The sequence below is a fragment of the Blastococcus sp. SYSU D00813 genome (assembly GCF_054050735.1).
On the sequence record NZ_JBJGZX010000007.1, the window covers coordinates 68,012 to 80,691 of the forward strand.

Here is a 12,680-nt window from a genome sequence, read left to right on the forward strand (position 1 = left end):
GGGACCGGTCAGGCCCCGTGCAGCACCTCGACCGGGTCCCGGACGCCGACCGGGCCGGGCTCCTCGACGGTCGCGTACACCCCGAAGACCGCGGCGCCGTTGTCCGGCAGGTGCGCGACCGGGGTGGTGAGGTCGCGGGCGAGCTCGCCGCGGTAGCGGACGATCGCCTTCAGGGTGCTGAAGTCGACCTCGCCGGTGTCGGGGTGCTCGTTGGTGACCACGCAGCGGGGCACCGGCCCGACCACCCGGACCGTCGCCCCGCCCAGCCGGACCCGGCGGCCGGCCCAGGTGTCCTCCTCGTGGACCTCGCACCCGTCCAGCTCGACCAGCATCCGGAAGCGCCGGTGGTCGAGGACCTCGCCGCCGGGGGCGACCCGGCGCAGGTGCTCGATCGTCGCCGAGGACACCAGCGTCACCGGGTGGACGTCGACGCCGTGCCCGGCGACGTCGGTGGCGACCAGGTGCACCGGCGCGCCGACGAACTCGCTCAGGGCCGCGTCCCACGGGCCGGTCACCAGGTGGCCCGGCACAGGACGCCCGTAGAAGTCGGTCACCACCGCCTCGCCCAGCTCCGCCGTCGTCCCCTCGACCGGGTCGCGGCCGGGGAGCCGCAGGGTGAGGTGCTGCCGGCCGGCGTCGTAGTCGGCGGTGATCCGGACCAGCGGCCCGTGGTGCTTGCCGTTGAACAGCCGGCCCCGGGCGTCGACGAGGTGGAAGCGCCGGTTGTCCTGGACGCCGTCCGCGGTGAGCTGCACGCGGCCGGGGGAGTGCAGCGCGGTGCCCTTGACGGGCGTCGTCGACAGGCGCGAGACGGCGGGCATGGAGCTCCGATCCGGGGGGAGGGGACGACGACCGAGCCTAGGCAGCGGCGCCCGGCCTCAGCCGACCACCCAGGTGTCCTTCGCGCCGCCGCCCTGGGAGGCGTTGACCACCAGGTCGCCCTCGGCCGGCGACACGCGGGTGAGGCCGCCCGGGAGCACGACGGTCTCGTCGTCGGCGCAGAAGGCGAACGGCCGGTAGTCCACGTGCCGCGGCACGAGCGCGCCGTCGACGACGGTGGGGTGGGTCGACAGCGCCACGGGCTCCTGCGCGATCCACCGGCCGGGGGCGGCCACCACGGCGGCGCGGGCCCGCTCGAGCTGCCCGGCGTCGGCACGGGGGCCGATCAGCACGCCCCAGCCGCCCGAGCCCCACCGCGGCTTGAGCACCAGCTCCGGCAGCCGGTCGAGGGCCGCCCGTCGCTGCGCCGGGTCGCCGAGGTCGTACGCGGGCACCGAGCGCAGCAGCGGCTCCTCGCCGAGGAAGAAGCGGACCAGGTCCTCGACGTAGACGTAGGTGCGCTTGTCGTCGGCGACGCCGGTGCCGAAGGCGTTGACGACGGTCACCGTGCCGGCGCGCAGCGGCCCCAGGAGCACCTCGCCGAGCTCGTTCGGCCGGCCGTCGTCACCGGTGAGCCGCTCCTCGCCGGTGCGTCGCCAGAGCAGGTCCACCCGCCGGCCGTCGGGCAGGTGCAGCGCGTCCCCGCGGACGGCGAGCTGCTCGGGCAGCACGACGGGCGCGCCGGCCATCTCCCCGAGCCGGTCGATCTCCCAGGGGATCCCGCCGCGCGGCCCGTCGCCGAGGACGGCGACGACCGGGTCGGGGCGGTCGGTGGCCGCCGCCAGCATCCGGCGCACCGCCGACACCGCGGCCTCGCGCACGGGCGCGGGGCCCGGCCGCACGCCCAGCCGGGGCTCCACCAGGTCGCGGACGGCCAGTGCGTAGGCCAGCAGCGACGGCGTGCGGACGTTGTCCTCCAGGACCACCAGCCGGCCGTCGGCGCCGCGGACGAGGTCGGGCCCGGCCATGCCGATCCAGCGGCGGGGCGCCGGCAGGCCCGGGGTCAGGTAGATGCTGGTGTCGAGCACCTCGGCCGGGACGACGCCGGCGCGGACCGCCTCGCGCGGTCCGTGCGCGTCGGCGACGACGGCCTCCAGCGCCCGCAGCCGCTGGCGCAGGCCGGCGGCCACCTGCTCCCACTCGGCCCGCCGCAGCACCCGCGGCACGGGGTCCAGCCGGAACGGGTGCTCCTCCCCGGCCATGCCGTGCTCCAGGCCCAGCGCGGCCGCCGCCCGGGTCACGTCGGCGGCCAGCCGGCCGGGCCCGTACGCCCGGACGGCGGCCAGCGCGGCGGCCGCGTGCTCCCGGTCGCCGCCACCGGGCAGCAGCGCCTCGTCCAGCGACGCCGGGATGCCGGCGAGCCGCTGGGGGCTCACGCCGCCGCCCGCCGCCCCGCGGCCCGTTCCGCCGCCGCCAGGGCGGCGCGGGCCACCCACCGTCCCTGGTGGGGATCGGTGACGTCGAAGCCGAAGGGCGCGTTGGCCTCCAGCGCGACCAGCCGGCCGTCCGGCTCGACCAGCACGTCGACGCCCATGAGCCCGCCGCCCAGCGCGGCGACCATCCGCTGGGCCAGCCGCGCCATCTCCGCCGGCGCCTCGTAGACGCGCGGGTAGACCGTGCCGTGCGTGACCAGCGCGCCGTCGGCCCGGGACTTCTCGTAGGCCAGGGAGGTGTCCGTGGGCGTGGCGAACAGGCGCACGCAGGCCGGCTCGGCGATCCACTCCTGCAGCACCGAGGCGCCGCGCCGGTGACCGCCGGCGGCCTCGTCGGCCCGCCAGCCCGCCTCGACGGCGCGGGCGGCGCCGAGGTCGCCGACCAGCTCGATGTAGCGGGCGCCGTCGCCCAGCGCCGGCTTGAGCACCATCCGCCGTCCGGGCATGGGCCACTCGCGCACGTGCGCGAGGTCCCACGCGGCCGGCTGCGGCAGCCCGGCCGCCGCCCACACGGCGTGGGTCACCAGCTTGTCGGCGGAGGCGACCAGCGAGGCGACGGGGTTGAGCAGCGGCACGCCGGCGGCCTCGAGCAGGGTGGCCAGGGCGAAGGTGGGCGCGTAGGCGACGACCTCCTCGACCAGCACGTGCGCGATCGCGAGGTCGTACCGGCCCGGGGGCGGGCCGCTGACCGGCCAGTCGGCCGGCACCCGGGCGAGCCGCTCGACCTGCGCCCCCTGCTCCTCCAGCGCCCGGACCCACGCGGCCGCGTACCCGGCCGCCTCGTACCAGTCCTCGTCGGTGATCACCAGCAGCACGCGCACCGTGCCCCTGTGCCCGGCCGCCGGCGCGGCGACACCCGCGCGGGCCCGGGGTCAGCCGGCGGCGGTGAGGGTGCGGGGACGCCGGCGGGGGAGGACGTGCGGGAGGCCGCGGCCGACCATGCCGAGGGTGTTCCCGATGCGCCGGGGCCACGAGGGGTCCGGGATGGGCAGCAGCGGTGCAGCCATGTCCGTGACGTCGACGAAGTACGTCTGCACCGGCCCGATCCCCTCGAGGTCCTGCGCGACCTCCCGCATGTCCAGCTCGCCGGCGGTGGCGCCGCCGTCGCGGTACAGCTCGTCGGAGACGAGGAGGTACTCGGGCACCTCGACGGGGTTCTTCAGCAGCCGGTGGACGTAGATGACGTCCACGCCGACCAGCTTCCGCCGGCGCCGGATCGTCTGCGTCGCCACCTCGCCGACGTGCGCCACGAACTTCAGCGTCAGGCCGTTGGTCTGCGTGCAGCTCCCGCACGGGCACATGTTCAGCTCGACGTACCGGCGCTCGGTGTGGAACGCGCGGTGCATCGCGACGGCCGCCTTGCTGACGGCGGCCAGCGTGGCCGGACCGTCGAGGCCGTCGGCGTCCCGGGAGAGGAAGGCCGCGTCGCCCTCGATCTCGATCAGGTCGAAGTCCCGCGCGGCCCCGACCACGCGGTCGAGCATCCGCCGGGTCGCTGCCTCCGCGTGCCCGAGGACGCTGCGGTGGAACTGCATGTACTGCGTGTAGCCCCCGATGTCGGCGATCAGGAGCAGCGCACGGCGGGTCGCCATCCCGGGATCCAACCGGACGGGGCAGGTGGTGACCAGCGGTCCGTGCGCGCCCGGCGGCGGCCGGCTCAGCCGCCGGCGTCGTCGAGCAGCGAGGTCCGCAGCTCCTGCTCGGGCAGCACCTGGACGAAGTACTCGGCTCCGAACATCTCGCGCAGGATCGACTCCGGGAACATCTGCGGGTCGATCGGGTACTGCGACCGGTGCGCCGCCGTCGCCCGGATCCTGTGGCCGACGAAGTCGGAGACGTCGATGCAGGTGGTCACCCGGGCGTCGATCCGGTCCCCCGACGGCAGCGTCCGGGTGAGGGCGGGCGACGGGTCCTCCCGTCCGCCGCCGCCCAGCGCCAGCGGGTCGGAGGAGGCGAAGGCGAGCGCGGTGACGTCGTCGAGGGCGACCACGTGCGCGTTGCGGGGCCGGCCGGTGGCGATGCCCTGCTCGCCGATGAACTCCCCGGCCCCGGACCGGTCGACCACCCGGACGACCCCGTCCGCGCCCTCCCGCCGGATCTCCACGTGGCCGGAGAGGAGGAAGTACATGACCGTGGCCGCCTCGCCCTGCTCCACCAGGTAGGAGCCCGCGGGGAACCACTCCACGGTCACGAAGTCGGCTGCGTACCCGAGCGCCGTCGTCTCGCGCGAGAAGACCGACAGCGCGCGCACGAAGTCCGCCGTGCCACGGAAGCGGCTGGTCAGCTCCACGACCCAGTCGGCCAGCCGGTCGCGCAGGAGCACCCGGCTGCGCGGCAGGTGGCAGTGGAAGAGCCGGACCGGGACGGCGGACCGCAGCTCGTGGCAGGCCGCGGTGACCGCCGCCCCGACGGCCACGTGGTCGGGGTGTCCGGAGAACCCGTCGGGACCGAAGGTCAGCACCACGTCCGGGGTGAGCTCGCGGAGCAGGTCCGCGGCCAGGTCGGTCAGCACGCGCGGGTCGAGGGCCGCCAGCCCGCCGTCGGGGTGGTCCAGGCACCGCGTCTCGGTGAGCCCGAGCTCGGCCCCCGCCGCGGCGAGCTCCCGCTCCCGGACCGCGCGCAGGGTGCCCCGGGTCGCCACGCCCGCGTCCCTGATCTGGCCGGCGCCGCCCCGGGTCAGGGACACCACGCGGACGTCGGCGCCGGCGCTCGCGTACCGGGCGAGCGTGCCGCCGGCGCACACGGTCTCGTCGTCGGGGTGGGCGAACACGCCCAGCACCCGCGGCGGCCGGCCCGCCGGGACCTGTGCCGGGGGCTCGTCGACCACCCCGCAGATTCTGCCGGTCGGGACCCTCCCGCGCTGCTAGCGTGCGCGCGGTGCGCGGTGCCTACCGCGAGGCCTGGGCCTCCGTCGCCGGGAACCGCAACCTGCGGCTCGCGCAGACGTCGTCGGTCTCGGCCTGGACGGGCGAGTTCCTCTTCCTGACCGCGATGACGGTCTACGCCTTCGACACCGACGGCGCGGTCGGCGTCGGCCTGATCGGGTTCCTCCGCGTGCTGCCCGCGTCGGTCGCGCTGCCCTGGCTGGGAGCGCTGGCCGACCGGGTCTCGCGCCGCCGGCTGCTGGTGGTGACCTGCGCGCTGCGCGCGGCCACCGCGGCGGGCGCGGGGGTGGCGGCGGCGGCCGGGCTGCCGCTGCTCGTCTACGCGCTGCTGACCGTCTCCACTGTGTGCCACGCGGCCTACCGGCCGGTGCTCGGCGCGCTGTTCCCGACGCTGTGCACCACCCCCGACGAGCTGGCCGGGGTGAACGCCGTCCGCTCGATCCTGGACGGCGCGGCGGCGCTGGTCGGCCCGCTGGCCGCGGCCGCCCTGCTCGCGGCCTCCAGCGCGGCCGTCGCCTTCGGCGCCGTCGCGGTGCTCGCCGGCGTGGCCGGCCTGCTCGCCGCCGGGCTGCGCTACGAGTCGCCCCGCCGGACGGCCGCGGCGCCCGGGAGCCGTCCCGGGGTGCTCACCGACGTCGCCGAGGGGCTGCGCGAGCTGCGCCGCCGTCCCCGGGCCGCCGATGTCATCCTCCTGGGCGGCGTCCAGTGCCTGGTCCGCGGCGCCCTGACGGTGCTCGCCGTCGTGGTGGCGGTCGAGGTCACCAGCCTCGGCCGGCCGGGGGTGGGGCTGCTGTGGGCGGCCTTCGGGGTCGGCGGCCTGGCCGCGGCCATGGCGTCGATCGGCGCGGCGGGCAGCTCCCGGCTGGGCAGCCTGTTCGGCGCCGGCATCGCGCTGTGGGGCCTGCCGCTGGTCCTGGTCGGCCTGCTCACCGGCAGCTGGGTGGCGGTCGGGGCGTTCCTGGTCGTGGGCTCGGCCAACGCCCTGGTCGACGTCACCGGGTTCACGCTGCTGCAGCGCCTCGTCCCCGACGAGACGCTGGCCCGGGTGCTGGCCCTGACCGAGGCCGTGTTCTCCCTCGCGCTGGCTCTCGGGTCGCTGGCCGTCCCCCTCCTCGTCTCCGGCCTCGGCGGCAACGGGGCGCTGGTCGTGACCGGCTGCCTGCTGCCGCTGGCGGTGGCCGTGCGCTGGGCCGGGCTGCGGTCCACCGACGACGAGATCGGGGTGCGGCGGGACCGCATCGTGCTGCTGCGGCGGGTGGGCATGCTCCGGCTGCTGCCGGTCCCGGCCGTCGAGGGGCTGGCCCGGCGCGTGCGGCGCGTGCCCGTCGCGGCAGGCGCCGACGTCTTCCGCGAGGGGGACCCCGGCGACGACTTCTACGTGGTGGAGTCCGGCTCGGTGGCGGTGGTCTCCGACGGACGCGAGGTCCGCCGGCTGGGCCCCGGCGACGCCTTCGGCGAGATCGCGCTGCTGCGGGCGGTGGCGCGGACGGCGACCGTGCGCGCGCTGGAGGACTCCGTGCTGGCCGCCCTCGGCGGACCCGACTTCGTCAGGGCGGTCACCGGCTCCTCGGCTCCCTCCTCGACCGCCGACCGGCTCGTCAGCGGCTACCTCGCCGACGACGTCCAGCGGCGCGTCACGCGGGCCAGGACCGACGCCGACGGCAGCGCGGCACCCCCCGCTGCCTGACCGCCGGTCAGGTCGGTCCGGGACCACCCTCCGGGGTGACGACGTACCAGGTGCCGCCGTTGAGGTCGACGTCGTGGCAGAGCACCTCGCCGGGGTCCTCGCCCACGTAGAAGTACAGCGGGTGCCCGGCGTAGGTCACCTGGGTCGAGCCGTCGGAGCGCCGCGTCGTGCCCAGCAGCGCCGGGTCGGCGTCCCCGGCGGCCCGCGGGACGCCGTCGGTGAGCACCGGCGGCCAGTCCTCCTCGCACTCCCCGTAGCAGACGGGCGTGCTCGTCGTCTCCTGGTCGAACAGGTAGATCGCCTGGCCGCGCTCGTCGAAGAGCATCGGCCCGAACTCGCCGTCACCGACCGTGACGACCGTGCCGGTCGCGGGTGCGGAGGTGGTCGGCGGGGACCGGGACCGACGCCGACGGCAGCCCGGCACCCCCGCCGCCTGACCGCCGGTCAGCCCAGCCGGGAGTAGGCGGTGAGCGCCGTGTCGACGCTCAGGGCCGCGGCGAGGACCAGGCCGGCGAGCGGATCGGCCAGGGGCCGGGGGATCTCGGTGACGTACCGGGGCGCCGGCGGGCCGGCGTCGTGCACGATGCGCGCGACCACCGCCCCGGAGGCGTCGGTGACGTCGTATCCGTCCGGCACCCGCCCGCGGTCCCGCACCCGGCGGACCGTGCCGACGCGGCGGCCCCCGGACACCAGCCGGGTGCGTCCGCCGAACAGGAGCGAGCCCACCACCGCGCCGACCTCCGACCCGTCGGCCCGGTCCACGCGCAGGAGGACCCGGTCCAGGCCCAGGCGCGGCCGGGTGAGGACCAGCACGACCCCGCCGGCGTCCCGCACGACCAGCGTCTGCGGCAGCTGCCCGTCGATCCCGGCGAACCGCCGACGCGCGGACCCCGTGCGGTCCAGCCGGTGCGCGCCGTCCCACCTGACCTCGCCGACCTCCCGGCCCGCGGCGTCGAGCACGGCGAACCGGGCGAGCTCCGCGAGCCCCGTCTTGACCGCGACGGCGACGACGCGCTGCTCGAGCAGGCGGGCGCCCGCGTCCGCGGGCGGCGGCGGGCCGGACACGGCCGGCACCGTAGCGCCGCGCGCGGTCCGTGAGCGGCCTCCGCCGCCCGGCGGCGGTCAGGTCGGTCCGGGACCACCCTCCGGGGTGACGACGTACCAGGTGCCGCCGTTGAGGTCGACGTCGTGGCAGAGCACCTCGCCGGGGTCCTCGTCCACGTAGAAGTAGAGCGGGTGCCCGGCGTAGGTCACCTGGGTCGAGCCGTCGGAGCGCCGCGTCGTGCCCAGCAGCGCCGGGTCGGCGTCCCCGGCGGCCCGCGGGACGCCGTCGGTGAGCACCGGCGGCCAGTCCTCCTCGCACTCCCCGTAGCAGACGGGCGTGCTCGTCGTCTCCTGGTCGAACAGGTAGATCGCCTGGCCGCGCTCGTCGAAGAGCATCGGCCCGAACTCGCTGTCACCGACCGTGACGACCGTGCCGGTCGCGGGCGCGGAGGTGGTCGGCGGGGACAGGAGGGAGGGGCTCGGCCGCCCGGTCGCGTCCGGCGTCGGCGTCCCCGGGGTGCCGGGAGCGGTCGCGGTGTCCGACGGCGCCGGTGGGTCGTCGGTCCCGCACCCGGCGAGCAGGAGGCCGGCGGCGAGGGCCAGCGCGGTCGGGGCGGTGCGGGCAGCGGGCACGTCGTCCTCCCAGGGGCGGTCCGGCGCGCCACTCTGGCAGGCCGGCGCCGCGCGGACGAGGGGTCCGGGCGCCGCGCCACCGGGAGCCTGCGCGATGTGGCAGGATCGAACGCACGTTCGACACGCGCCGCGGAGGTGCCCATGGCCACCGTCTCCACGTCCCGTCTGCCCACCGGGGAGACGGTCCTGACCACCGACGTGGTCGGCACCGACTTCGGCCTCCCGCTGGTGCGGCCGGCGCGGACGAGGCGGGGCAGCCGCGTGCGGGTCGTCCGCGCGCACTGCAAGGCGCACGGCGGGGTCGTCGTGTGGTTCACCGACGGCACCAAGACCCCGCCGCTGCACGGGCGCACCGCCTGGACGGTGGCCGAGGACGGCCCGGACCCGGACGGTCCCGCGCCGGGCCTGTGGTGAGCCGGCGGCAGGCGACGGGTCGCGCACAACGCTTCTCCGGGTGAGGCTGTGCCGGTGAGGATCCTGGTCACCGGCGCGTCGGGGTTCGTGGGCAGCCGGCTGTCCACCGCGCTGGCCGACGCCGGCCACGACGTCCGGGCGATGACCCGCCGGCCGGAGCGCTACGCGGGGGCCGGCACGCCGGTCGCCGGGGACGTCGGCGACGAGGCGTCGCTGCGGGAGGCGCTGGAGGGCTGCCGGGCCGCCTACTACCTGGTGCACTCGCTCGGCGACACGGACTTCGAGCGCAAGGACGCCGACGCCGCCCGGGCCTTCGCCCGTGCTGCCTCCGCGGCGGGCGTGGCCCGGATCGTCTACCTCGGCGGCCTGGGCCGCGACGGCGACGACCTGTCCCGCCACCTGCGCAGCCGCCGCGAGGTCGAGCGGCTGCTGGGCGGCACGGGCGTGCCGGTGACGGTGCTGCGGGCGGGCATCGTGGTCGGCCACGGCGGGGTGTCGTGGGAGATGACCCGCCAGCTCGTGGCCCACCTGCCCGCGATGGTGACCCCCCGGTGGGTCAGCACGCGGACGCAGCCGATCGCGGTCGCCGACGTCGTCCGGTACCTGGTCGGCGTGCTCGAGGCGCCGGGGGCCGAGGGGCGGGTGTTCGAGGTGGGCGGCCCCGAGGTGCTGACCTACCTGCAGATGCTGACCCGGGTCGCCGACATCCAGAACCGGCACCTGTTCGTCGTCCCCGTGCCGCTGCTCAGCCCGCGGCTGTCCTCGCGGTGGCTGTCGCTGGTCACCGATGTCGACCTGACCACCGGCCGCTCGCTCATCGACTCCATGACCAACGAGGTGGTCGTCACCGACGACTCCATCCGCTCGGTCGTCCCGTTCGACCCGATGGACTACGACGAGATGGTCATGACCGCCCTGGTCGAACGGGCGCGGGAACGCCGGCAACGGACCGGGGCGCGCCGCGGCGGCTGGCTGAGCCGGGGAGCGCGGCGGTGACCGGACTGCGCGCCCGGGTCCTGCGGGCGGCCGGGCCGCTGCTGCGCAGCGTGCCCCGCGACCACTGGCAGAGCGAGGCGGACTTCCGGCGCCGGCGGCGGGTCACCGGCGCGGTCGCGGTGACCGGGGCGTCGCTGCTGGGCGTCTCGCTGTCGACGCCGCCGGGCTCGCCCCGGTTCTACGGGCTCACCCTCGGGGTGGCCGCCACCTGGGTCGCCGGGGGGCTGGCGTCGGGGCCGCTGCACCTGGGCCGCATGTTCGGCCGCGGCGACCGTCTCAAGCGTCCGGTGGTCACGCCGGTGCTCTCGGGCGTCGGCGCGTTCGGCGCGTTCTACGCCGCGGCGCTGGTCGCCCGGCGCATCCCGGTGCTGGACCGCGCGATCGGGTCGGTCCTCAGCTACGCCGACCAGGGGTCGGCCCCGCTGGTGCTCGCCACCACACTGGCCAACGGCGTGGCCGAGGAGGTCTTCTTCCGCGGCGCGCTGTACGCGGCAGCGGCGCAGCGGCCGGTCCTCGTGTCGACCGCGGTCTACGGGCTGGCCACGACCGCCACCCGCAACCCCGCGCTGGTGCTGGCGAGCCTGCCGATGGGCCTGCTGTTCGCCCAGCAGCGCCGGATCACCGGCGGGATCCAGGCCCCGGTGCTCACGCACGTGGTGTGGTCGGCCCTGATGCTGCGCCACCTGCCGCCGCTGTTCGCCGACCGGCTCGCGGTGGAGCGCTCGCCCCTGCCCGGATGAGGCGGACCCGGGGACGCGGCCGGCCGGGCCGCGCCCCCGGGTGGTTCACCCGCGGCGGCGGACCACCACGGTGGCCAGCAGCGCCGCGGCGGCACCCGCGGCGAGCAGCCGCCGGCCGCGGCCGGCGGCGATCACCACCGCGGCGGCGCCGGGCCGGACCAGCCGGGTGCCGAGCAGCAGCCCCCCGGCGGCCGAGTCGACGCCGGCGCCGACGACGGCCACCGGCCGCGTGGGGGACTCCAGGTGCGCGGTGATCCCGCGGGCGGCCAGGGCCTCCGCCAGCCCGCCCAGGTCCCGGCGGCCCGGCGCGACCCCGCTCCGGGCGGTCGCCGCCTCCCGGACCCGGGCCACGAAGGTGGCGACGTCGTCGGCGACGACCCGCACCTGCGTGCCCTCGGCGTGCACCTGCACGCCCACCCCGTCGACCTCCAGCGACAGCTCGCCGGACAGGTGCAGGGGGCCGAGCGGGTCGGTCATCCCCGGCTGGCGTTCTCGGCGGTCGTGATGCGCAGCGTGCCGTTGAGCCGCCAGGTAGCGCGGGGCGCCTCCGGCCCGGTCTCGCGGGGGACCTCGACGACCATGTCGACGAACTCGTAGTTGATCGCGGCGCCCTTGCCGGTCAGGTAGGACCACATCTCCTTGCCGAGGTCGGCGAAGCTGGTGGTCTCGTGGCTCTTGATGTCCCGCGAGCCGGTCGCGGCGTCCTGGCTGGTCATGCTCATGGCTCGGTCTCCTCGCGCGTCGGGGTGGCCGCCGGCGATGGCCACCGGCGTCGATGCCGCGCTACCCGGTGGCGCGCCACCTGAACCCGGGCCGGCCGGCGGCCGGGCACCGGGCGGAGGAGGGTCAGCTGTACCGGGCCGGCACGATGCGCCCGCCGACGGGACGGGCGTGGTGGGACCGGTGCAGGTCCCGGACGACGAACGAGCGGACGACGAACCGCTGGCGGCCGTCGTACCGCGGGCGGAACGCCGACCGGCCGTGCACGGCGCGACGGTTGTCCAGCAGCAGGAGGTCACCCGGGGCCAGGACGTGCTCCCGGCGGTGCGCGCAGTAGAGGTCGATCAGCTCCTCCAGCAGCTCCTGCGCCTGGGGAGTGGTTCCGCGCTGCAGGTCCTGGTCGAACCGGAAGGTGGGGTCGTCGGCCGGTCCGGCCAGGACCGGGTACGGCCCGCGGACGTCGCCGTCGACGAAGTCGTCCCCGCGCAGGCGGAAGCTCTCGTCCACCTCGAACGTCCACAGCGGCCGGCGCAGGAGCTCCTCCTGCGCCGGCGTCAGGTGGCGCAGGAGGTCGGTGGCGGGGAAGACGTAGGTGGCCGCGGCCGGGTCGCCGCGCAGGCACAGCAGCGAGACGACGTCGGGGGCGAGCGTGCTGAAGCTCTGCTCGGTGTGCGCCTCGAGGACCACGCGGGAGCTGAGCGACGTCTGGGTGTCGGCCATCGCGGGGGAGGGGACCATGTCCTGGAACAGGCGCCCGCCCGCCTCGGCCTCGTAGCCGATCATGTGCCCGAGGCAGCTGTTGACGACCGCCTGGACGCGCGCCGCCTCGGTCGTCTCCCCGACGTGGTGGCGGTTGTCCTGGGGGGTCGGCGGCACGTCGGCGACCGGGACGCCCCGCAGCACGAGGATCCCGCTGGCGCTGCCGTGCAGGTCGAAGCAGTGCAGGACGTCCCACAGCGACTCGGGGACGCGCCGCGCCGCGCGGGTCGCCTGGGACGTGAAGCCGGCCGGATCCGTGGCGGGGTCGGCGGTGATCGTGGCCGCCAGCTCCACCAGCCGGGCGGTCTCCGCACCGGTGAGGGCCCGCTCGTCGGGGGCCGTCGTCCGAAGGGTCATCCGTTCCTCCCGCGGCTGACGGGGTCGAGACCGGAACGGTATCCGGACATCGGCGTCCGGCAGGCCGCATCCGAGCGCGAGTCCCCCGAGGGGGTGCCGGCCCTGTGCCGGGGACCGGCGGCCGCGGGGCGGA

15 protein-coding genes are annotated in these 12,680 nt (G+C 76.9%); 4 read left to right on the forward strand and 11 right to left on the reverse strand.

Annotated features, from left to right (window positions below):
- Positions 1 to 8: 8 nt before the first annotated feature.
- From ACI8AX_RS07015 to ACI8AX_RS07035, 5 genes are all read right to left on the reverse strand, one after another.
- Complete coding sequence (locus tag ACI8AX_RS07015) at positions 9 to 821, reverse strand: MOSC domain-containing protein (protein ID WP_456549070.1); 813 nt, start codon at positions 819 to 821, stop codon at positions 9 to 11.
- Between the two features lie 57 nt (positions 822 to 878).
- Positions 879 to 2,255 (reverse strand): circularly permuted type 2 ATP-grasp protein, encoded by a 1,377-nt coding sequence (locus ACI8AX_RS07020; protein WP_456549071.1) that lies wholly within the window; start codon positions 2,253 to 2,255, stop codon positions 879 to 881.
- Positions 2,252 to 3,133, reverse strand: a complete 882-nt coding sequence (locus tag ACI8AX_RS07025) for an ATP-grasp domain-containing protein (RefSeq protein WP_456549072.1) — start codon at positions 3,131 to 3,133, stop codon at positions 2,252 to 2,254. The genes ACI8AX_RS07020 and ACI8AX_RS07025 overlap by 4 nt, the downstream gene beginning before the upstream one ends.
- A gap of 51 nt (positions 3,134 to 3,184) precedes the next feature.
- Positions 3,185 to 3,904, reverse strand: a complete 720-nt coding sequence (locus ACI8AX_RS07030; RefSeq protein ID WP_456549073.1) for a DUF2652 domain-containing protein — start codon at positions 3,902 to 3,904, stop codon at positions 3,185 to 3,187.
- 65 nt (positions 3,905 to 3,969) lie between these two features.
- Entirely contained in the window at positions 3,970 to 5,139 is a 1,170-nt protein-coding gene (locus ACI8AX_RS07035) for a PIG-L family deacetylase (RefSeq protein ID WP_456549074.1), read from the reverse strand.
- A 50-nt stretch (positions 5,140 to 5,189) separates the two neighbouring features.
- Here ACI8AX_RS07035 and ACI8AX_RS07040 point away from each other — a divergent pair, with 50 nt between their 5' ends.
- Positions 5,190 to 6,884, forward strand: coding sequence for an MFS transporter (locus tag ACI8AX_RS07040; RefSeq protein WP_456549075.1), 1,695 nt, complete (start codon positions 5,190 to 5,192; stop codon positions 6,882 to 6,884).
- A gap of 7 nt (positions 6,885 to 6,891) precedes the next feature.
- Here the strand turns inward: ACI8AX_RS07040 and ACI8AX_RS07045 are convergent, their stop codons facing one another.
- The 3 genes from ACI8AX_RS07045 to ACI8AX_RS07055 form a co-directional block, all read right to left on the reverse strand.
- Positions 6,892 to 7,209, reverse strand: coding sequence for a COG4315 family predicted lipoprotein (locus tag ACI8AX_RS07045; protein ID WP_456549076.1), 318 nt, complete (start codon positions 7,207 to 7,209; stop codon positions 6,892 to 6,894).
- A 119-nt stretch (positions 7,210 to 7,328) separates the two neighbouring features.
- Entirely contained in the window at positions 7,329 to 7,949 is a 621-nt protein-coding gene (locus ACI8AX_RS07050) for a scramblase (RefSeq protein ID WP_456549077.1), read from the reverse strand.
- Between the two features lie 57 nt (positions 7,950 to 8,006).
- Entirely contained in the window at positions 8,007 to 8,561 is a 555-nt protein-coding gene (locus ACI8AX_RS07055; protein WP_456549078.1) for a hypothetical protein, read from the reverse strand.
- Positions 8,562 to 8,702: 141 nt separating this feature from the next.
- Between ACI8AX_RS07055 and ACI8AX_RS07060 the strand changes: the two genes are divergently transcribed.
- The 3 genes from ACI8AX_RS07060 to ACI8AX_RS07070 are packed head-to-tail and all read left to right on the forward strand — an operon-like array spanning position 8,703 to position 10,711.
- Positions 8,703 to 8,975 carry a hypothetical protein gene (locus ACI8AX_RS07060; RefSeq protein WP_456549079.1) on the forward strand — a complete coding sequence of 91 codons (273 nt, stop codon included), beginning with the start codon at positions 8,703 to 8,705 and terminating at the stop codon, positions 8,973 to 8,975.
- Positions 8,976 to 9,029: 54 nt separating this feature from the next.
- Entirely contained in the window at positions 9,030 to 9,971 is a 942-nt protein-coding gene (locus tag ACI8AX_RS07065) for an NAD(P)H-binding protein (protein WP_456549080.1), read from the forward strand.
- Positions 9,968 to 10,711 (forward strand): CPBP family intramembrane glutamic endopeptidase, encoded by a 744-nt coding sequence (locus ACI8AX_RS07070; RefSeq protein WP_456549081.1) that lies wholly within the window; start codon positions 9,968 to 9,970, stop codon positions 10,709 to 10,711. Before ACI8AX_RS07065 ends, ACI8AX_RS07070 begins: the two co-directional genes overlap by 4 nt.
- Positions 10,712 to 10,756: 45 nt before the next feature.
- On the opposite strand, the gene ACI8AX_RS07075 is transcribed toward ACI8AX_RS07070, so the two are convergent.
- From ACI8AX_RS07075 to ACI8AX_RS07085, 3 genes are all read right to left on the reverse strand, one after another.
- Positions 10,757 to 11,188, reverse strand: coding sequence for a hypothetical protein (locus ACI8AX_RS07075; RefSeq protein WP_456549082.1), 432 nt, complete (start codon positions 11,186 to 11,188; stop codon positions 10,757 to 10,759).
- Complete coding sequence (locus ACI8AX_RS07080; protein ID WP_456549083.1) at positions 11,185 to 11,433, reverse strand: hypothetical protein; 249 nt, start codon at positions 11,431 to 11,433, stop codon at positions 11,185 to 11,187. The genes ACI8AX_RS07075 and ACI8AX_RS07080 overlap by 4 nt, the downstream gene beginning before the upstream one ends.
- Before the next feature lie 124 nt (positions 11,434 to 11,557).
- Entirely contained in the window at positions 11,558 to 12,547 is a 990-nt protein-coding gene (locus ACI8AX_RS07085; RefSeq protein ID WP_456549084.1) for a TauD/TfdA family dioxygenase, read from the reverse strand.
- Positions 12,548 to 12,680: the final 133 nt, after the last annotated feature.

Excerpts from the sequence above, each read along its gene's own strand:
- ACI8AX_RS07015 (WP_456549070.1), bottom strand. The coding sequence starts at position 821 with ATGCCCGCCGTCTCGCGCCTGTCGACGACGCCCGTCAAGGGCACCGCG.
- ACI8AX_RS07030 (WP_456549073.1), bottom strand. The coding sequence starts at position 3,904 with ATGGCGACCCGCCGTGCGCTGCTCCTGATCGCCGACATCGGGGGCTAC.
- ACI8AX_RS07045 (WP_456549076.1), bottom strand. The coding sequence starts at position 7,209 with ATGCTCTTCGACGAGCGCGGCCAGGCGATCTACCTGTTCGACCAGGAG.
- ACI8AX_RS07060 (WP_456549079.1), top strand. The coding sequence starts at position 8,703 with ATGGCCACCGTCTCCACGTCCCGTCTGCCCACCGGGGAGACGGTCCTG.
- ACI8AX_RS07075 (WP_456549082.1), bottom strand. The coding sequence starts at position 11,188 with ATGACCGACCCGCTCGGCCCCCTGCACCTGTCCGGCGAGCTGTCGCTG.
- ACI8AX_RS07080 (WP_456549083.1), bottom strand. The coding sequence starts at position 11,433 with ATGAGCATGACCAGCCAGGACGCCGCGACCGGCTCGCGGGACATCAAG.
- ACI8AX_RS07085 (WP_456549084.1), bottom strand. The coding sequence starts at position 12,547 with ATGACCCTTCGGACGACGGCCCCCGACGAGCGGGCCCTCACCGGTGCG.